This is a genomic window from Polluticoccus soli (genome assembly GCF_029269745.1).
Classification (GTDB): domain Bacteria; phylum Bacteroidota; class Bacteroidia; order Chitinophagales; family Chitinophagaceae; genus Polluticoccus; species Polluticoccus soli.
Map to the genome: position 1 here is coordinate 1,746,779 of NZ_JARJHT010000001.1, position 18,558 is coordinate 1,765,336.

General features: G+C 45.9%; 18 protein-coding genes. 13 read left to right on the forward strand and 5 right to left on the reverse strand.

The features are described from left to right. Positions 1–46 precede the first annotated feature (46 nt). The gene (locus P2W83_RS07675) at positions 47–1,735 is read left to right on the forward strand and encodes a T9SS type B sorting domain-containing protein (protein ID WP_276133127.1); all 1,689 of its coding nucleotides are present in this window, start codon (positions 47–49) and stop codon (positions 1,733–1,735) included. Positions 1,736–1,817: 82 nt separating this feature from the next. Here P2W83_RS07675 and P2W83_RS07680 read toward each other — a convergent pair whose 3' ends face one another. After that, a complete protein-coding gene (locus P2W83_RS07680; RefSeq protein ID WP_276133128.1) occupies positions 1,818–2,015 on the reverse strand; it encodes a DUF3606 domain-containing protein in 198 nt (65 codons plus the stop codon). 676 nt (positions 2,016–2,691) lie between these two features. Here P2W83_RS07680 and P2W83_RS07685 point away from each other — a divergent pair. Both P2W83_RS07685 and P2W83_RS07690 read left to right on the forward strand, forming a co-directional pair. After that, entirely contained in the window at positions 2,692–3,234 is a 543-nt protein-coding gene (locus P2W83_RS07685) for an ester cyclase (RefSeq protein ID WP_276133129.1), read from the forward strand. A gap of 66 nt (positions 3,235–3,300) precedes the next feature. Continuing rightward, complete coding sequence (locus P2W83_RS07690) at positions 3,301–3,957, forward strand: hypothetical protein (protein WP_276133130.1); 657 nt, start codon at positions 3,301–3,303, stop codon at positions 3,955–3,957. Between the two features lie 17 nt (positions 3,958–3,974). Here P2W83_RS07690 and P2W83_RS07695 read toward each other — a convergent pair whose 3' ends face one another. Both P2W83_RS07695 and hemH read right to left on the reverse strand, forming a co-directional pair. After that, on the reverse strand, positions 3,975–4,523 hold the full coding sequence (locus P2W83_RS07695) for a CopD family protein (RefSeq protein ID WP_276133131.1): 549 nt from the start codon (positions 4,521–4,523) through the stop codon (positions 3,975–3,977). Then, positions 4,516–5,589 carry a ferrochelatase gene (gene hemH, locus P2W83_RS07700; RefSeq protein ID WP_276133132.1) on the reverse strand — a complete coding sequence of 358 codons (1,074 nt, stop codon included), beginning with the start codon at positions 5,587–5,589 and terminating at the stop codon, positions 4,516–4,518. The genes P2W83_RS07695 and hemH overlap by 8 nt, the downstream gene beginning before the upstream one ends. A 137-nt stretch (positions 5,590–5,726) precedes the next feature. On the opposite strand from hemH, the gene hemA reads away from it, so the two are divergent. The 7 genes from hemA to hemL are packed head-to-tail and all read left to right on the forward strand — an operon-like array spanning position 5,727 to position 12,754. Then, on the forward strand, positions 5,727–6,926 hold the full coding sequence (hemA, locus tag P2W83_RS07705) for a glutamyl-tRNA reductase (protein WP_276133133.1): 1,200 nt from the start codon (positions 5,727–5,729) through the stop codon (positions 6,924–6,926). Between the two features lie 6 nt (positions 6,927–6,932). Further along, positions 6,933–7,856: a hydroxymethylbilane synthase gene (gene hemC / locus P2W83_RS07710; RefSeq protein ID WP_276133134.1), complete on the forward strand. Its 924-nt coding sequence runs from the start codon at positions 6,933–6,935 to the stop codon at positions 7,854–7,856. Continuing rightward, positions 7,846–8,547, forward strand: a complete 702-nt coding sequence (locus P2W83_RS07715) for a uroporphyrinogen-III synthase (RefSeq protein ID WP_276133135.1) — start codon at positions 7,846–7,848, stop codon at positions 8,545–8,547. The genes hemC and P2W83_RS07715 overlap by 11 nt, the downstream gene beginning before the upstream one ends. Then, positions 8,547–9,581: a uroporphyrinogen decarboxylase gene (gene hemE, locus P2W83_RS07720; RefSeq protein WP_276133136.1), complete on the forward strand. Its 1,035-nt coding sequence runs from the start codon at positions 8,547–8,549 to the stop codon at positions 9,579–9,581. Before P2W83_RS07715 ends, hemE begins: the two co-directional genes overlap by 1 nt. Further along, positions 9,581–10,489 (forward strand): oxygen-dependent coproporphyrinogen oxidase, encoded by a 909-nt coding sequence (gene hemF, locus P2W83_RS07725; RefSeq protein ID WP_276133137.1) that lies wholly within the window; start codon positions 9,581–9,583, stop codon positions 10,487–10,489. The genes hemE and hemF overlap by 1 nt, the downstream gene beginning before the upstream one ends. A 2-nt stretch (positions 10,490–10,491) precedes the next feature. Next, positions 10,492–11,469 carry a porphobilinogen synthase gene (gene hemB, locus P2W83_RS07730; protein WP_276133138.1) on the forward strand — a complete coding sequence of 326 codons (978 nt, stop codon included), beginning with the start codon at positions 10,492–10,494 and terminating at the stop codon, positions 11,467–11,469. A gap of 4 nt (positions 11,470–11,473) precedes the next feature. Continuing rightward, a complete protein-coding gene (hemL, locus tag P2W83_RS07735; RefSeq protein ID WP_276133139.1) occupies positions 11,474–12,754 on the forward strand; it encodes a glutamate-1-semialdehyde 2,1-aminomutase in 1,281 nt (426 codons plus the stop codon). Positions 12,755–12,786: 32 nt separating this feature from the next. Here hemL and P2W83_RS07740 read toward each other — a convergent pair whose 3' ends face one another. Both P2W83_RS07740 and P2W83_RS07745 read right to left on the reverse strand, forming a co-directional pair. Continuing rightward, positions 12,787–14,019 (reverse strand): pyridoxal phosphate-dependent decarboxylase family protein, encoded by a 1,233-nt coding sequence (locus P2W83_RS07740; RefSeq protein ID WP_276133140.1) that lies wholly within the window; start codon positions 14,017–14,019, stop codon positions 12,787–12,789. Positions 14,020–14,021: 2 nt separating this feature from the next. Continuing rightward, the gene (locus tag P2W83_RS07745) at positions 14,022–15,302 is read right to left on the reverse strand and encodes an acetyl-CoA hydrolase/transferase family protein (protein ID WP_276133141.1); all 1,281 of its coding nucleotides are present in this window, start codon (positions 15,300–15,302) and stop codon (positions 14,022–14,024) included. 109 nt (positions 15,303–15,411) lie between these two features. Here P2W83_RS07745 and P2W83_RS07750 point away from each other — a divergent pair, with 109 nt between their 5' ends. The 3 genes from P2W83_RS07750 to ccoS all read left to right on the forward strand — a co-directional run bounded on the left by P2W83_RS07750 (position 15,412) and on the right by ccoS (position 18,545). Next, positions 15,412–15,870: a hypothetical protein gene (locus P2W83_RS07750; RefSeq protein ID WP_276133142.1), complete on the forward strand. Its 459-nt coding sequence runs from the start codon at positions 15,412–15,414 to the stop codon at positions 15,868–15,870. Further along, positions 15,857–18,304, forward strand: a complete 2,448-nt coding sequence (locus P2W83_RS07755) for a heavy metal translocating P-type ATPase (protein ID WP_276133143.1) — start codon at positions 15,857–15,859, stop codon at positions 18,302–18,304. The genes P2W83_RS07750 and P2W83_RS07755 overlap by 14 nt, the downstream gene beginning before the upstream one ends. A gap of 82 nt (positions 18,305–18,386) precedes the next feature. Beyond that, positions 18,387–18,545 carry a cbb3-type cytochrome oxidase assembly protein CcoS gene (gene ccoS, locus P2W83_RS07760; RefSeq protein ID WP_276133144.1) on the forward strand — a complete coding sequence of 53 codons (159 nt, stop codon included), beginning with the start codon at positions 18,387–18,389 and terminating at the stop codon, positions 18,543–18,545. Positions 18,546–18,558: the final 13 nt, after the last annotated feature.

Here is an 18,558-nt window from a genome sequence, read left to right on the forward strand (position 1 = left end):
ATTTGTACTACCGAAACGAGCTTAATAACAACCGCCTATAAAACCGATGCAACGACTGCACTACTTCGTTTTGTTGCTTGTTCTTGCTTTTGACGCACAGGCGCAAAACCTCATACCTAATCCCAGTTTCGAAAAAAATAAAGGTTGTCCCAATTCCAATGGCCAGGTAGCTACACATTGCAGCGACTGGTTCCAATATTTAAACAATACTCCTGATTATTACCACAGCTGTGGTACGACCGGTTTTAGTGTGCCAGATGCGGTAGTCGGTTATCAACAAGCGGCACACGGCAATGCTTTTGTGGGAGTGTACGTGTATGGAACCACTAGTAACATGAAAGAATGGGTAGCAGCTCAGATTCCGCCTTTACAAAAAGGTGCCAACTACGAATTATCGATGTCCGTTGTGTTGGCTAATTCATCTGGATTGGGCACTGACAATCTGGGTGCCTTTTTTTACAACCAGCTTCCTGCTTTCGGAATGGACTATTCCCTTATTCCCCAGGTTTCCTTTCTTGGCCAGGGAGTGATCACAGATACGTTGAACTGGACAAGGCTGGTGGGTATATTTACTGCAGATTCAGCCTATACCAATATTGTTTTGGGTGGCTTTTACGATAACAGCGTTGTAAACAAAGTTCCAGCAGGTCCCTCAAATACCATCGCATATTATTATATCGATTCGGTTGTGCTCAAACAGGTATCTAAAATAATTGTGGTTGATCCGGGTATCACCAGCGTTTGTGCCGGCGATACGATTGATGTGCCGTACACAGCCTCTTCCAACATTACGTTCAATCCGGGCAATCAATTTTCCCTCCAGTTGTCTGATGCCTCGGGAAACTTTGCCCCTGCTATTACTATTGGTTCATTGGTCTCTACTACCTCTGGGATAATACGTGCAGTGATACCAGCTACAGCTGCGGGCACTGGCTATAAAGTGAGAATTGTTGCTAGCGATCCCAACTATACCTCGGACGATGACGGAAGCCAGCTGACGATAAAACCCGCACCCATTGTTACAGCCAGTTCTAATAGTCCTGTATGCAAAAGCGATACGTTGAAGTTTACGTTACAGCATGCCTATTCGACAGCTACTTATAGCTGGATCGGACCCGGCTTCAGTTCAACAGAAAAAGACCCCTCGGTCTCTAATGTAACGGAGTTGCATGCAGGGGTCTATAAAGTAAAAACAACTGTGAATGGCTGCGCTGCCTGGAAAGAGCTGTTAGTAAAGGTTGACGATATACCTTCTTTTTACCTTGGCGCAGACACAACTATTTGCAATTACGAAGAGCTCACGGTCGGCTTTTCGCAGGAAGGCCACAGCTATTTGTGGAACACGGGCGCAACAAGTGGGCAGATAAAAATTCCCGGTTCAGGAACTTATAGCATTATCGCTACCAACCACTGCGGCTCAGCAAGCGACAGTATTGCCGTAGAAATAGAACAATGCGATAATTGTGCCTTTATGCCGAACGCATTTACACCCAACAATGATGGACTGAACGATGGCGTTGCTCCCATCATCCATTGCGAGATATCCGACTATAAATTCATCATTGTCAATCGTTACGGCGAAGAGGTGTTTCGCAGTAGCCAGCCCGGTGAGAAATGGAATGGACTTTATAAAGGGCAGCTGGCTGAACTGGGAACATACTATTACATTGTTAACCTAACAGGACCGAGAAATAAAAAATTCTTGGTCAAGGGTGATATTACCTTAGTTAGGTAGGCACTGAATATCATAGTAAACATAAAAGCCACTCACAATGAGCGGCTTTCACTTTTTGGTTCTTATTTCGTTTAAAGTGTTGTTACCTGCGTTTGTTCCTCAGGTATTCTTCAAGTTTAGTACGATCGTTACCAACCTGTTGAATAGCGCGTTGTACTTCGTCTTCGCTGCAGTTGAATTTTTTCGCGAGCAGGCTCACGTCGAGTTTTTGGCTTTCGCCACCTCGGCTACGATCATTACCTAAGTTACCGCGGTTGTCGTTTGGATTGTTGCTTGCCATAAAATTGGATTTTGACAGAAAAGTCAAAAAGACCGTGCCCATCGCTGGCATTGTTTTTCGAAACTACTAATCCCTGTACACTACTCGTTGATGTTCAATAAGTCGTCTTTAAATGATGTTTAAATTCAGTAAAAAGTAGTATATTTGCTATTGATTATTTTTGATGCCCGATGTTTACATTTCGCACTTTTTCAAAAAAGGCGCTAACAACATCAACAAATGTTAACCGTGTTCGATCAGTGTAATTTTTAATTCACGCCTGGAAATACACAATAGTACACAACTGCGGATGCTTTGAAACCTAAATCATGTAACGGGTTATGGTATGTAAACAACCGAGCGATATCAAGCTCGTGAATGCCATTGAAAAAGATATAAATCAATGAACAAATTGAAACAAATTGGCAACCAAAACTAATACAGTCAATATTTCCAGCGATTCTCAGAAGCTGCATAGTGACAAAATAGGCGCCTCTAAAACCTATCAACAATTCGTCATTTGTAACAATTGTCTACGCTACTAACTTTTAAGCTCTGGTATACCCGAAAGCCGCTCCAGTAGCGGGTTCATAGCTTCAATTACTTAGTGCTCATCTATTCATAATATGAAAAATGGTCATACATTCATGTTGTGGTTGTTGCATAGGGATGAGGGATTTCACTTAAATACCTGAACATGAAAACACCGAAAATCAAGCTATACGCAGTAGGCTTTATACTGTCGACAATCGTTTGCGGCTGTACTGAAAATAAGAATGCTACGCCTGGTGATACTGCAAAAGCTAAGGACATGGTGGAGCAAAATCTCGCAGAATTTGATACCCTAGACTTTCATGTGTTCAACAACAAAAACTGGGACCGCCTGCATGAAAGCCACGCAGATGATATAAAAGTGTATTGGCCTGACGGTCATGTTACCAATGGCATCGCCAAACACATTGAAGACCTGAAGGCACTATTCACTTATGCTCCCGACGCGAAAATAACAGAGCACCCGATGCGGGTAGGTTCAGGTGATATCACGGCAGTTACCGGAGTCTTTACCGGCACGTTTAGCGGGCCAATGACATTGCCTGATGGTAAGGTCGTCCAGCCAACAGGCAAGTCGTTTAAACTGCCAATGGCCACCTTCGGTGTTTGGAAGGATGGTGTCATGACCGAAGAACATTTGTTTTGGGATAACCACGCCTTTATGCAGCAGGTAGGCTTGGCGCCTTAACTCCTCTCCACTACCGCAACTGAAGTACAGGAAATTTTATTGTTGGATCCATCTTAACCTTTCACCATGAGAAAACTAATAATGTTGCTGTCTACGGCATTTCTCTCCTTCACCTGTGTCGGTCAAAAGGTCTCGAACTATATCAAAGAGCACGTCACCAATCGTTACGACGGGAAGCAAACAAACATCAGGAGTTTAATAGATATAGACGGGTATTATACCGTGAAAGAAGTTTACCGCGTTTGCTTCGGCCCGCCGCAAAACCGTATCTGTCGCGACACTACCGAGGTCAACTTCCTGTTTTACGAAGACGGCACCTTCTTGTACAATTTCTATGACGTAGACGCCGATTATCCCGGCAATACCGAAGCGTACCTGGAGCGTATCTCGAAAGGTAAAGGCACAGACTATTTTTATAACAGGTTTTATTGGGGTATCTATCGTGTGCAGGGTGATACTATCATTGCGCAGTATGTGTTCAATGAACCCAACACCATGCACCGCGATGCCTGGGAAGATAAGTTTTTGATCAAAGACAGAACGACCATCGTTAAGCTGACGACTGAGCCGCGGAATCTATTCCGGTTGTCCAATCCGAAGAAAAGAGCTGTTTCTGACCGTGTGGCGAAGAGGGTGGTTTTGCCCGCAACGTACAGGCCAAGCGCTCACATCCCGGCGCCAAATTCGTGGTTGAAAAAAGAAGAGTGGGTATATAGCAAGTAAATACTGCTTTTTTGGTGTCAGGTATTTTTACCTGGCACCTCCTTACGTGTTCGCAAGGCCTTATATATTTTGATCGCTGCCATCAGCAGCACCACAAAGCAAATGAGGCCGATCAGACCCCAGAGCCAGCTAAGCGCTTGCTTTACTACTACCAGCATCACGATGGCAACCAAAAAGATGGTAGCTACTTCGTTCCAGATGCGGAGTTTTTGGGAAGAGTATTTAAATATGTGGTTCGCTTGCTGTTTGTAAATAGCATGCAGTGAAAGGTGGTAAAGGAACAGCCCGGCAACGAAACAAAGCTTTACTACCAGCCAGCTTGGCGTAGCCCCGAGCAGGTGCCACATCAACAAGCCGAAAATGAGTGTTAGCACGGCAGATGGCCATGTGATACCAAACCATAGTCTTTTTATCATGATGGCAAACTGAGACTGGAGTATACCCTTTTCCGGTTCCGGTTTTTCGTTTGCCTCGGCATTATAGATGAAGAGTCGCACGATATAGAACATGCCTGCAAACCAGGTAACAATAAAAATGATATGCAACGCTTTTACATAGTTATACATAAGGCTGTAGCAACATTTTTTTATGACCTTCGTTTATTTCGTCCATCCATTTAGAAATGGTCTTCACCCACAGCGGGTGTACATTCAGACAGGGTACCATGGTAAACGATTCTCCGCCTGCTTTTAGAAATATGTCACGTCCTTCTACCGCGATCTCTTCTAAAGTCTCCAGACAGTCGCTGATAAAGGCTGGGCAAACAACAACCAGTTTCTTTACTCCGCGTGACGGCAGGTCTTGAAGCATTTGCGCCGTATATGGCTTCAACCATTCAGACCTCCCCAACCGCGACTGGAACGAAACACTATGGCGGGCTTCAGGGATGTCAAGCTCCTTAGTAACCAGTTTGGTGGTCATGAAGCATTGGTGACGATAACATTGCCTATGTGCCGGCGATGGTGTTGTACAACAATCTGCAGATTGAAGGCAGTGATTATGTGTGACATCGCCCTTAATAATATGACGTTCGGGTATGCCGTGGTAGCTGAATAATATGTGGTCGTAGCCGTCCGCCAGGTAAGGTTTTATACTTTCTTTTAGGGCGTGTATGTACAGCTCATTATTATAGAAGGGCTTGATTACCTCCAGTTTGAAGCCATAGTTTTCTTTTGCATGTATGGTCTTGGCATACTCAACGGCTGTTTCGTAGCTCGACATGGCATAGTGCGGGTACAGCGGCAACAATATCACCTCCTTCACCGAGGGGTAGTTCTGCGTGATCTCGTCAAAGGCTTCTTTGGGCGATGGGGTACCATACCTCATAGCAATGGTAACAGGTATGTCGAGTTCTCTGTCCAAGGCCAGCATAAGCTCCTTAGTAAGTACGATCAGCGGCGAGCCTTCCTCCGTCCAGATGGACTCGTAGGCATGTGCCGACTTACTGGCCCGGAAAGGGGTAATTATACCCTTTACAAGCAGCAAACGTGGCAGGAACGGGTAGTCGATCACCCGCTCATCCATTAAAAATTCATTAAGGTACTTCCTGACGTCGCCCACACTGGTAGAATCCGGCGAACCGAGATTCATGAGAACAACCGCTCTGGTAGCGCTTTTCAACCCAATACTCATTTTTATAAACTTGGTTGCAAAGGAACGAACAAATGCCGACTGACAGAAGTCAGCAAGCTAAATGACAAATGTATGACAAACGAAAACCGATAAACGGGAACGCGGAAGTAATTTTGCGCAGGAATTGAAAATCTGGAATGACCGCCGTGGACAAGAGCCTTTCTGAATTTTACTTAATAGGGATAAATTATAAAAAAACGGATGCGGAAGTACGTGGTCAGTATGCTATAAACAACGATCAATACCTGAACGTACTACAACTGGCCAGGCAACACAATGTTGCTGAAGTGTTCATCGTGTCCACCTGCAACCGTACAGAGATCTACGGTTTACACCAGGATCCGGATGTTTTGACCAAGATCCTGTGCTCCGAAACCGCCGGCGATATCAATACATTCCAGGCGTTGGCTTATGTAAAGAACGGGCTGGACGCGGTAGAGCATCTTTTCAATGTAACCTCAGGCCTGGATTCACAAGTACTAGGCGATTACGAGATCATCGGACAGGTGAAAACAGCGGCCAAACTCTCCAAAAAGCACGGACTCGTCGGTCCTTTCCTGGAAAGGCTGGTAAATACGGCACTGGCCGCTTCAAAAGCTATCAAGACAAACACCCAACTGAGCGATGGTACTGTTTCAGTATCCTTTGCTGCAGTTCAATATATCAAAGACTTCGTCGCCGATTATAGCTCGAAAAAGATATTGCTGATAGGCACCGGTAAAATAGGTCGCAATACCTGTAAGAATCTTGTAGACTACCTGCAGAATAAGAATGTTACCCTCGTCAACCGCACCGTTGAAAAGGCACATCAATTGGCAACGGAATTAGGTCTTAAATACGCATCGATGGATGATATGGACAGACTTATCGAAGAGTCAGACATCGTTATTACGTCTACTAGCTCAAAGTCGGCGATAATAGGTAAACAACACCTGGAAGGCCATGGTGCAAAACTGATCATCGATCTTTCGGTGCCTAATAACGTCGATACTGACGTAAGAAACCTGCCGTATGTGACGTTGATGAATGTGGACGAACTGTCGGCGCATAAAGATACTACCCTCGAAAAACGTAAGGCTGAGGTGCCTAAGGCGAAGGCAATTATTGCAGAGCAGATTGCAGACTTTACCGAGTGGCTGGAAACGCGCAAATACGTGCCGGTCCTGGTTTCACTCAAGGCGACACTCCAGCAAATGGACACCAGCACGCTGGCGACAACGACTGATAACAACCCTCAACGCATACAAAAGATCATTAACGCTACCGCTCTGAAACTAAAATCGCAAAACACAAAAGGTTGCCACTATATAGCGGCTATAAATGAATTTTTCGGTTAGAGTACGATGAACACAACGATCAGGATAGGTACAAGAGATAGTGCACTGGCACTGTGGCAGGCCAATGAAGTAAAACGCCTGCTGGCAGAGAAAGGGTTTGAGGCAGAACTAGTACTGATCAAGTCAGAAGGCGATATTAATCTCGTAACACCACTATATGAAATGGGCGTTCAGGGCGTATTTACCCGCACGCTCGACATCGCCATGCTGAATGGCCAGATTGATGTGGCAGTGCACTCTATGAAAGACGTGCCTACTCAATTGCCTACCGGCATTGTGCAGGCTGCAGTACTGCCACGCGCATCACACAAAGACCTGTTCGTACCCAGGAACGGACTCAGCTATCTTGAATCTTCCGAATCTGTGGCCACAATCGCTACCAGCAGCATTAGACGCAAAGCGCAATGGATGCACCGTTTCCCCAATCATACGATTGAAAGCATTCGGGGTAATGTAAATACCCGGCTGAGAAAAGTGGAGGAAAGCAACTGGCAAGGAGCCATATTTGCTGCTGCCGGTTTAGAAAGAATAGATCTCAGGCCTGGTAATGCAGTTGAGCTGGACTGGATGCTGCCGGCACCTGCGCAAGGAGCCATAATGGTGGTGTGCAGGGAAGATGCACAACATGCTTTTGAGGCTTGCTCATCCCTCAACGATGCCGCCACAGCGAATTGTGTGAAGGTAGAGCGTGATTTTTTACGCGGGCTGATGGGCGGCTGCTCGATGCCCATCAGCGCATTGGCAGAAGTTCACGGTGACACTATGCATTTTGAAGGAAATGTGCTTGACCCGCAGGGAACCGTCAAGCTCGAAATAAAAAAACAAATAGCGATTGCCGCTGCGGATACGATAGGAATACTTGCCGCACAGGAACTCTTGACCAAAGGCGCCGGCGAGATCTTAAGCAAAATCAAAAGCAATGGCAAGTAGCGTTTCCATACTTAGTACGAAGACGCTCGAACCAAGATTGATCGAAAAAGCTGCGGTGGAAGGTATCCAGATAGATTGTCAGCCTTTTATTAAGATCGTTCCAGCTCTAACAGAAAGTGTGCAACAACAAATTGACAAACTGGTTCAATCGCATGCTTACGTTGCGCTTACCAGTGTAAATGCAGTTGTGATACTTTCAGATTACCTGGGCGACAAGCGACTTGATTGGACAGTGTTTTGCATTTCCGGCCAGACGCTTGAGGCTGCGAAAAGTCGTTTGAATGGAGTAGAGATATTAGACTGTGCAGAAACAGGCGAGAAATTGGCGGCTAAGATCAAAACACACAGTAGGGTAAAGGAGCTGGTATTCTTTGGCAGCAACATCCGTACACCGGCATTGGCAATTGGTTTAGCTGGTAGCGGTATTTCTTTAAGGGAGATTTTTCTGTATAAAACAGAGCAGGGGCCGGTTAAGATCAGTAAAGATTATAATGGCGTATTATTCTTTAGCCCAAGCGCAGTGAACAGTTTCTTTTCTGAGAACGGTGCAGGTGACAAAACCACCTTCTTCGCTATTGGAACTACTACTGCAACAGCGTTGTCAGGTTATGGCGATCAGGTAATAACCAGCAACGAGCCAAGCCAGGAAAGCGTAATAAATAAATTGATAGAATACTATAATAGACCGTAATGAGCGATACACAACATTTGTTTTTAAAGGCATTAAAAGGTGAAGCAGTTGAACGTCCACCGGTATGGATGATGCGTCAGGCTGGCCGATACCTGCCTGACTATATCAAGCTGCGTAATAAGTACGATTTCTTTACCCGCGTTCAGACACCTGAACTGGCCTGCGAGATAACCCTGCAGCCTATCGACCAGGTAGGTACAGACGCGGCTATCATATTTTCAGACATCCTGGTGATACCACAGGCAATGGGCCTCGAAGTATTGCTGGAAGAAGGTAAAGGACCGTTGCTTCCTAAAACGGTGCAAACGGAACAAGACGTTGATGCACTGCTGACAGAAGACCCTGCTTCATCACTGCATTATGTATTGGATGCATTGAAGCTTACTAAGAAAGAACTGAATAATCGTGTGCCACTTATCGGATTTGCCGGGGCTCCATGGACCATTCTGTGTTACATGGTAGAAGGTAAGGGCAGCAAATCGTTCGATAAAGCAAAGCAGTTCTGTTTCACCAATCCCACGCTGGCACGCAAACTGTTGCAAAAGATCACGGATGTAACGATAGGCTACCTGAAAGCGCAAGTGCAAGCGGGTGCTGACGCAGTACAGGTGTTCGATAGCTGGAGCGGTATGTTGAGTCCAGCCGACTTCAACACATTCGCAAAACCATACCTCACGCAGATAGCTGATGCATTGAAAGACCATGCGCCAGTGATATTGTTTCCTAAAGGCAGCTGGTACGCACTGAAGGATCTGAGCAATTCATCAGCCTCAGCATTAGGCCTCGACTGGTGCGTAGAACCAAAACTTGCCCGCGAGCTGACTGGTAATAAAATAACGTTGCAGGGCAACTTCGATCCATCGAAATTGCTGGCTCCAATCCCCGAAATAAAGAAAGAGGTGACGAAGATGATAGATGCATTTGGCGTACAGCGTTATGTGGCCAATCTTGGTCATGGCATCCTGCCCAATGTACCGGTAGACCACGCCAAGGCATTTGTAGAAGCAGTGAAGGAGTATAAAGCAGTGAAATAATGAGAGAGGCGTTCAACAGCTACATATTAGAATTACAGAACCGCATTTGCCTAGCGCTGGAAGCAGAAGACGGCAGTGCGAAGTTTATTGAGGATAAATGGGATCGTCCCGAAGGCGGTGGCGGCATTACCCGTGTTATTAGTAATGGTACTGTGTTTGAAAAAGGTGGCGTAAATACTTCTGCAGTTCATGGTCGTTTGCCTGATGCTATGCAGGAAGCATTTAAAGTGCCTGATAGCAACTTTTTCGCCTGTGGCTTGTCGCTGGTTATTCATCCTGTCAATCCATACGTACCTACGATACATGCCAACTGGAGGTATTTTGAACTGTACGACAAGTTAGGCAAGAAAATAGATAGCTGGTTTGGTGGTGGCTCTGACCTCACGCCATATTATATCTTCAAAGAAGATGGTCGCCATTTTCATACCACGTTGAAGAACGCAATGGATGGATTTGGTGAAGACCTCTACCCGAAATATAAAAAGCATTGCGACGAATACTTTATCAATAAGCACAGGAACAATGAAGCGCGCGGCATTGGCGGTGTATTTTATGATTACCTGCGCCCTGATAAGGAATTTACTGCCGATAAATTATTCGAGTTCCAACAGGCAAATGGTAATGCTTTTCTAGAGGCTTACCTGCCTATAGTGAGCAAGAGAAAAGCAATCGCATTTACTGAGAAGGAAACTGAATGGCAGGAAATACGTCGTGGACGCTATGTTGAGTTCAACCTGGTACACGACAGGGGAACACTATTCGGCCTGAAAACAAACGGCCGTATCGAGAGTATTCTTATGAGTCTGCCGCCACGTGCAAGATGGTATTACGACTATCATCCTGAGCAGGGCACAATGGAGGCTGAATTATTACAATATTTGCAACCAACCGACTGGATAAACATATAATTATGCATCTCATCAGGAGGAATAGAATATTAAGACAATCTTACGCGGTAAGATCATTGGTGTCTGAAACTATATTAACACCAAACGATTTCATCGTTCCGTTATTCATTATCGAAGGTGCTGGAGTAAGGGAAGAAATTCCTTCTATGTCCGGCTATTTCCGTATGAGTCTTGACCTGACGGTAAAAGAAGTAAAGGAACTTTGGGCTATGGGTCTGAAGAGTGTGCTGTTATTCATCAAATGCAAAGACGAACTAAAAGACAATAAAGGTACCGAAGCGCTGAACCCTGACGGGTTGATGCAGCGTAGCATTAAAGCTATTAAAGATGCCTGCCCGGATATGTTGGTAATGACAGACATAGCGCTGGATCCTTTTTCATCTTACGGCCATGACGGTATTGTAGAGAATGGGCAGATCGTGAATGATGCTACGGTAGAAGTGCTTGCTCAAATGAGCGTTAGTCATGCACGCGCAGGAGCAGACTTCGTTGCACCTAGCGATATGATGGATGGTCGTATCATCGCTATTCGCGAAGCATTGGAAGCTGATGGCTTCACTAACACTGGCATCATGGCCTATAGTGCTAAATACGCTTCCTGCTTCTATGGTCCCTTCCGCGATGCACTGGATAGTGCTCCCGGTTTTGGCGATAAGAAAACCTACCAGATGGACTATGCCAACAGGAAAGAAGCAGTGAAAGAAGTGTTGATGGATGTAGAAGAAGGTGCTGATATCGTAATGGTAAAACCTGCTATGGCGTATCTCGATATTATTCGCGAAGTGAAAAATGCAGTTGAGATACCGGTGAGTGCTTACCATGTAAGCGGTGAATATGCCATGATCAAAGCCGCTGCCAAAATGGGCTGGCTGGATGAAAATAAAGCGGTAATAGAATCGCTGACGGGTATCAAACGCGCAGGTGCTGATCTGATAGCGACTTACTATGCAAAACATGCAGTACAATTATTAAACAGTTAGAACGATGTCTCAAAGCGATATACTTTTTAAACGCGCGCAGGAAAGCATTCCTGGTGGTGTCAATTCCCCTGTTCGCGCTTTCAAAAGCGTGGGCGGTAATCCGATATTTATGAAAAAAGCCAAAGGCGCGTACCTCTACGATGCCGATGGCAAACAATATATCGACTATATTAACTCCTGGGGACCGATGATCCTTGGCCATGCTTATGGTCCGGTGGTAGAAGCAATCAGGGAGAAAGTATACGACTCTACGTCATTTGGTGCGCCTACTGAGCTGGAGATCGAGATGGCTGAGCTCATTAAGAGCATGGTACCGAATGTTGACCTGGTACGTATGGTGAACAGCGGTACTGAAGCTTGCATGAGCGCAGTACGACTAGCACGTGGTTATACGGGTAGGAACAAGATCATCAAATTTGAAGGTTGCTACCATGGCCATGCTGATGCTTTCCTGGTAAAAGCGGGAAGTGGCGTGGCGACGTTTAATATTCAGAACGTACCTGGTGTCCCGGCGACTGTATCTGGCGACACACTCACCGCGCCTTTCAATGATCTTAAAGCCGTAGAAGCACTGGTTGCAGAGAATCCCAATGAGATCGCTGCTATCATCATTGAGCCGGTGGCGGGTAACATGGGTTGCATTCCTCCAGCCGAAGGGTTCCTCAAAGGTTTGAGAGAACTGTGTACTAAAGAAGGTATCATTTTCATCTTCGACGAGGTAATGACAGGTTTCCGCCTTGCAGCTGGCGGTGCTCAGGAGCGTTTGGGCATCGATGCCGACCTCGTTACTTATGGTAAAGTAATAGGTGCCGGTATGCCGGTTGGTGCATTTGGTGGTAAGAAGGAGATCATGGAGCACATCGCTCCACTGGGTAGCGTATACCAGGCGGGTACGCTGAGTGGCAACCCGATAGCAATGATAGCGGGCTTCACTCTGCTTACTGAGCTTAAAAACAATCCTTCTATCTATACTGAGCTGGAAGAAAAAACAGCAGATCTCCATACAGGATTACAAAAAGTATTGTCTCAAGGCAATGTTCCATTTAAGATAAACCGTGTTGGTTCGATGATCAGCGTTCATTTCAGCAGCGAAGAGATATCAGACTTTGCAGCAGCTGGTCGCGCCAACAATGAGCTATTCAACAAATACTTCCACTATATGCTCGACAATGGTATTTATCTGCCGCCTTCAGCATTCGAAACGTGGTTTGTAAGTAATGCGATAACTAACGAAGACATAGACAAAACTGTAAAGGCTACAGAAGCGTTTATTCAACAACAATAAAAAAGGCGGGATCAATTCCCGCCTTTTCTTTTTTAGTTCATTGCTTTTGTCAGATCGTGGACGAAGTCCTCCAGTTGATCCAATTCTACGTGGTCCATAACCACCACCTTGCACCACTGTGGATTATCATGATTATCTGGTACTACCCCATATTTTCTGGCCAATATTGGTGAAACATGCTTTGCATGTATCGTTACAATATTCAGGTTGGGGTGGCGATAGAAACCGATACCTGCTGCTGTTAGCTGCTTGCAGAATACCTCTGTACGATACAGCAGCCTGTTTATTTTCTCCTGCCAGCCATAAGGTCCGTACGTAAACAGGATCATCCAGATGGCTATTGCGTTTGCACCCCCGCGGCTGCCGCTTAGCGTAATATCCATACCATGCACATAGCTGGCCTCATTGGTGTACACAAAAGGCATTAGTCCTTTTCTGGCAAGGAAGATACCGGTACCATAAGGTGCCTGCAGCATTTTATGCGCATCCAGCGTAATGGAGGAAACATGCGGATTGGCGAAGTTTACATTGCTGTCTGGTCGGCTGAATGGATAAATAAAACCACCGAAGGCACCATCTACGTGTAGCTTGAACTCCAGCTCACGTTTGGCCAGACAATCAGCATACAGGTCCGGATCGTCTACACTACCAAACATGGTGGTAGCCATATTGGAGATCACAATGAAATACTTAACTCCATTTGCAATTGCCGTGTCCAATGTTTCGTTGATAGCTTCTGCTGATATGTTGCGTGTAGTCTCATCAACAACCACCGGATACCAGTTGATGTGTAACAGGTTTGCCGCTTTGGCTATTGAGTAGTGTGTATCAGACGAGCTAATGATGGCAATCTCGGTATGTTTCGCGCCATGTTTTGAGATAAAATAGTTGCGGTATATCCATATAGCCTGGATATTAGCTTCAGTGCCACCTGCTGCTATGTAGCCGTCGCAGCTTTGCTCAGGTGCTTTGAACAGGTCTACGCACAGCAGCTCGATCACTTCGCGCTCTATGTTTTGCGTACCCCTGAAAAATTCCTCTGACTCGCCCATGGTATGACAGCCAATGTGGTTGGGATTCTGCACATAGGTGCGCAGCCATGGTGCTTCTTTCAAAAAGCTGGCTTGCTCATAAAAAACCAAAGGATCAAGTTTCGACGCAGGCACACCTAGCGATATCTTTTGTTTGTAGTCTATCGTATCGGTCAATGCCGCGCTAATACGCTCATCCTGTTCGGCATGACTGAGTTTCTTCCAATATTTCATTACTAATTCTTATTAAATCTTTCGTGGTAAGCTTTTTCAAGATCCTCTCGTTGAGCCGGATCAGCAATAGAGATCAACAGTTTGGCTCTCTGTTCCAGGTTTTTACCATAGAGGTTCACGATGCCATGCTCGGTTACTACATAATGTACGTGGCCGCGTGTTGTCACCACACCTGCACCCGTTTTTAAGGTAGGCACAATGCGCGACAATCCTTTGTTGGTAATAGATGGCAGAGCAATAATAGGCTTCCCGCCTTGAGATAAGGATGCCCCCCGCATAAAATCCATTTGGCCGCCAATGCCAGAAAACTGGTACGTACCAATAGAGTCGGCACAAACCTGGCCTGTAAGATCTATTTCAATAGCGCTGTTGATCGCTACGACTTTCGGATTTTTCCGGATAACGGCTGTGTCATTAACATAGGCCACGTCCATAAAAGATATATCAGGGTTGTCATCCACAAAATCGTACAACTTCCGGCTGCCGATCGTAAAAGTCGAGACTATCTTTCCGGGGTGTACCTTTTTATGTTCATTGGTGATGATACCTTTTTCCACAAGGGGTATGATGCCATCAGAGAACATTTCAGTGTGAATGCCTAGTTGCTTGTGTGAACCCAGTGCTTGCAATACGGCGTCTGGTATCGAACCGATGCCCATTTGAAGTGTTGAGCCGTCTTCTATTATCGATGCTACGTGCTTACCTATTCGTTCAGCGCGTTCGTCTATTTTCTCCCCATAGTTTACTTCCGGCAGCTCGGCCTCTACGTATACCATTGCGGCCATCCGGGAGATATGGATATGGCCATCGCCATGGGTGCGCGGCATACGCGGATTTACCTGCGCAATGACCGTTCTGGCAGTTCTAACGGCGGCAAGAGCGGCATCTATCGACGTGCCGAGGGTGCAATAGCCATGCTTGTCAGGTGGCGACACGTGAATGATCGCCACATCGATCGGAAGTACGCTGCCTTCGAACATCCTGGGGATCTCGCTAAGGAACACCGGGATATATTCGCCGTTCCCTTTATTCACCCACTCCCGCACATTAGCCGAGACAAAAAGGGAGTTCAAACGAAAGCTATCGCGGATATCGGGGGTATTCCAATTGATCGTTCCCTGGGTGCTAATGGCTACCAGTTCTACATCCGAAACTTCCCCCGCCCTGTCCAGCAAGGCATGTAAAAGATGCAAAGGGGTAGCGGCGCTGCCGTGAATAAATACACGGTTCCCGCTTTTCACCAGTTTTACGGCTTCTTCAGCGGTAACATAGGCAGGATACATGCCGCAAAATTACAACGTCTCCTCCACCCGAGACTGACCAAAATCAGCCTCTGCTATTACCATGGTCATATTTGCTTTTTCTTATTGCGGATAGCTTCGCTGAAAAAATATGGAGATACGCTCTACCTACGAAAACTTAGTGCTGGCGCAACTGGCAGACAGGCTGAATACTGATTTTTACCAGCCGGTCATTGAAAAATGCGAACAAACTGTCGTTCAGCTCGTTATCACTGATAGCCAAGAGGCGATAATGAGTATACGCAACATCATAGACGCCAGGCAACAATCGCTGTTGAGTTATCTCCAAACACTGGCCGAAAAAAGTAGTACCGGCCATGATTGCAGCAACTGCCCCGGCCGTTGCGATATGGGACACGCGCAGCACCTGATGGATATTAAGGAGTCGCATATTGCTATAAACAGCCACATCAGCGGTATCGATATGAATGAATTGCCCGACGAGTTGCAACAATTGACAAACCTGGTGACAAACCTGGTGCGGATAGAAGAACAGGTGCTGGTGCCGAAAATATGGGATGCACAAAGAAAGATCAATGTCGTTAGTTAAAGAAAGAAATACGATAATCATTGAAAAGGGGTGTGAGCAGGACTTGCTTTGTTATCATTGTGGTACACCATGTATCAGTGCAAGCATAGCCATTGAAGACAAAGCCTTTTGCTGCGAGGGCTGCAAACTGGTCTATGAAATACTAAACCAGAATGGCCTTTGCGACTACTATAAGATCCAATCACACCCCGGGTTGTCGCAGATCAAGGCTGTCAGGAATGATAAATACTCTTATCTCGGCGATTCTACCATTGCTGAGCGGCTCTATAAGTTCCAGGATGGCAAGCATGTTATCGTTACCCTTTATATTCCCGGCATTCACTGCAGCTCTTGTATGTGGCTACTGGAGCATTTATATAAGATACACGATGGGGTTACAAGCAGCAGGCTGAATTTTTCGGCTAAAGAAGTGACCATTCACTTTCTGAAAGAAAAGATCAGTCTCCGCCAGGTCGTGGAGTTGCTAACAACCATAGGTTACGAGCCGTATATTAGTCTTGATGATGCCAAAGGCAAAAAGGCGTCGAAGATCAGCAGGGCAAGGGTGTTCAAGCTAGGTATTGCCGGATTCTGCTTCGGCAATATTATGATGATGAGTTTCCCTGAGTATTTGTCGAGCGCTGACATTGAATACCAGTATGCTTTCCTGTTCAGGATACTCAATCTTATTTTGTCTATCCCTGTTTTCTTCTATTGCGCATCTGAATTCTTTACTACGGCATGGTCGGGGCTAAAGCAACGTACGTTGAATATAGATGCGCCTATTGCGCTGGCACTGCTGATCACCTACTCACGAAGCCTATATGAGATATTTTCGGGGATAGGTGCTGGTTATCTGGACAGCATGAGCGGAATAGTGTTCTTTATGCTGGTTGGCCGATTGGCACAGGAACGAACTTATCGATCGCTGTCCTTTCACCGGGATTATAAATCATACTTTCCAATAGCGGTAAACCGGGTGACAACAGAAGGCGTACAGAGCTGCCAGCTTGGCGACCTTCAAGAGAAAGATGTGGTGCAGTTGTATAATGACGAAGTAATACCCGCGGATGCGATTGTGCTAAAAGGTAATGCGCGGGTAGACTACAGCTTCGTGACTGGTGAAAGTGAACCTGTAACAGTTGCCGAAGGTAAAATGGTATATGCCGGCGGCCGCCAGACTGGCGACCAGCTGACCATCCAGATAGTAAAACCTGTTGCAGGCAGCTACCTGACCTCGCTCTGGAATCACTACGCCTTTAATAAAAACAAGGCACAACAAAACGATGGCGACAGCGTGATACATAAGTTGAGCCGCTATTTTACTATCGTTCTGTTTTCGCTGGCAGCGCTGACTGCAATATTCTGGGCTATTAATGATCCGTCTAAAATATTTCCGAGTGTATCGGCTATGCTGATCGTAGCCTGTCCGTGTGCACTGCTGTTGTCTGCCACGTACACCAATGGCAACCTGCTCCGCATTTTCAGCAATAATGGTCTTTACCTGCGCGACGCATCGGTAATAGAGCAGCTGGGTAATATCAACCATATTGTTTTTGATAAAACAGGTACGCTGACGTCTGGCAGCAATACGATGTCGGCAACCGGTCATAGAATGACGGATGAAGAGAAACGGCTTGTTTATTGTGTTGTCTGTCTGAGTAAGCACCCGTATAGCATTGCCCTGGCAAAATACCTCGGTGTACATGAGCTGATTACACCAACTCAGTGGAACGAAATGAAAGGCGCCGGTATTGAAGCGACCATAGGCAACAACAAAATAATGGTTGGCTCTGCTGCCTTGACGGAAAGCTATGCGCATGCGGGCGAGGCAAATGTCTTCGTGAGGATAAATGATAAACTCACCGCCTTCCACATACTTCCCGATTTCAGGCAGTCGATACCGAATATGATACAAGACCTTCACCATAGCTACCCGCTGTCTTTACTCTCAGGTGATCACAATAAACAGAAAAATGCTTTAGCCGGCATATTCGGAAAAGACAGCGATCTACTATTCGAACAAAAGCCTGTAGACAAGCTGCAATATATAGAAGGGCTGCAGCGGGTTGATAAGAAGGTTTTGATGATAGGAGATGGGCTGAACGATGCCGGTGCGCTGCAGCAAAGCAATGTGGGTATTACCCTTGCCGATGACATCAACAACTTCACCCCTTCCTGCGATGCGATCCTGAATGCTGTGGAATTCGGCAAGTTGCCACAATTGCTTAAGCTGGCCAAAGCATCGAGGCAGATCGTCAATATCAGCTTTGTCATTTCTATCCTATATAACATTATCGGCCTGTATATATCTGTTCGCGGCGATATGGAGCCGATGATTGCAGCTATTCTCATGCCTGTAAGTACACTGAGCATCGTATTGATCACCACTGGTATCAGCAGCCTCTGGGCTAAAAGGCTCCGCCTTTCTCTTTCCTCAAAAATTATAAACTGACCAATATCAGTTTTGCTTCTGAGCGCCGTCATGAGCCACCACTGTTGCTAAAAGTAGTTTTGCATGGTAATTCAATTCTATAATGAGTGCTCTTTATATGTTGGTAATAGCAAGTATAGTAGTGGCTGCTGCCTTCCTGGTGGCATTTATCTGGAGTGTACGTTCTAATCAGTTTGAAGACCAGCAAGGCGCGGCAATGCGCATGCTGTACGAAAATGAAATTCCAACCGAGAATAAATAAAACAAGTTTAAAG

What these genes read in the sequence shown, in the direction of transcription:
- P2W83_RS07695 (WP_276133131.1), bottom strand. Translation starts at nt 4,523, where the DNA reads ATGTATAACTATGTAAAAGCGTTGCATATCATTTTTATTGTTACCTGG.
- P2W83_RS07750 (WP_276133142.1), top strand. Translation starts at nt 15,412, where the DNA reads ATGGAGATACGCTCTACCTACGAAAACTTAGTGCTGGCGCAACTGGCA.
- P2W83_RS07675 (WP_276133127.1), top strand. Translation starts at nt 47, where the DNA reads ATGCAACGACTGCACTACTTCGTTTTGTTGCTTGTTCTTGCTTTTGAC.
- hemA (WP_276133133.1), top strand. Translation starts at nt 5,727, where the DNA reads ATGACCGCCGTGGACAAGAGCCTTTCTGAATTTTACTTAATAGGGATA.
- P2W83_RS07680 (WP_276133128.1), bottom strand. Translation starts at nt 2,015, where the DNA reads ATGGCAAGCAACAATCCAAACGACAACCGCGGTAACTTAGGTAATGAT.
- hemL (WP_276133139.1), top strand. Translation starts at nt 11,474, where the DNA reads ATGTCTCAAAGCGATATACTTTTTAAACGCGCGCAGGAAAGCATTCCT.
- P2W83_RS07740 (WP_276133140.1), bottom strand. Translation starts at nt 14,019, where the DNA reads ATGAAATATTGGAAGAAACTCAGTCATGCCGAACAGGATGAGCGTATT.
- P2W83_RS07755 (WP_276133143.1), top strand. Translation starts at nt 15,857, where the DNA reads ATGTCGTTAGTTAAAGAAAGAAATACGATAATCATTGAAAAGGGGTGT.
- hemF (WP_276133137.1), top strand. Translation starts at nt 9,581, where the DNA reads ATGAGAGAGGCGTTCAACAGCTACATATTAGAATTACAGAACCGCATT.
- hemH (WP_276133132.1), bottom strand. Translation starts at nt 5,589, where the DNA reads ATGAGTATTGGGTTGAAAAGCGCTACCAGAGCGGTTGTTCTCATGAAT.
- hemB (WP_276133138.1), top strand. Translation starts at nt 10,492, where the DNA reads ATGCATCTCATCAGGAGGAATAGAATATTAAGACAATCTTACGCGGTA.
- hemE (WP_276133136.1), top strand. Translation starts at nt 8,547, where the DNA reads ATGAGCGATACACAACATTTGTTTTTAAAGGCATTAAAAGGTGAAGCA.
- hemC (WP_276133134.1), top strand. Translation starts at nt 6,933, where the DNA reads ATGAACACAACGATCAGGATAGGTACAAGAGATAGTGCACTGGCACTG.
- P2W83_RS07685 (WP_276133129.1), top strand. Translation starts at nt 2,692, where the DNA reads ATGAAAACACCGAAAATCAAGCTATACGCAGTAGGCTTTATACTGTCG.
- ccoS (WP_276133144.1), top strand. Translation starts at nt 18,387, where the DNA reads ATGAGTGCTCTTTATATGTTGGTAATAGCAAGTATAGTAGTGGCTGCT.
- P2W83_RS07715 (WP_276133135.1), top strand. Translation starts at nt 7,846, where the DNA reads ATGGCAAGTAGCGTTTCCATACTTAGTACGAAGACGCTCGAACCAAGA.
- P2W83_RS07745 (WP_276133141.1), bottom strand. Translation starts at nt 15,302, where the DNA reads ATGTATCCTGCCTATGTTACCGCTGAAGAAGCCGTAAAACTGGTGAAA.
- P2W83_RS07690 (WP_276133130.1), top strand. Translation starts at nt 3,301, where the DNA reads ATGAGAAAACTAATAATGTTGCTGTCTACGGCATTTCTCTCCTTCACC.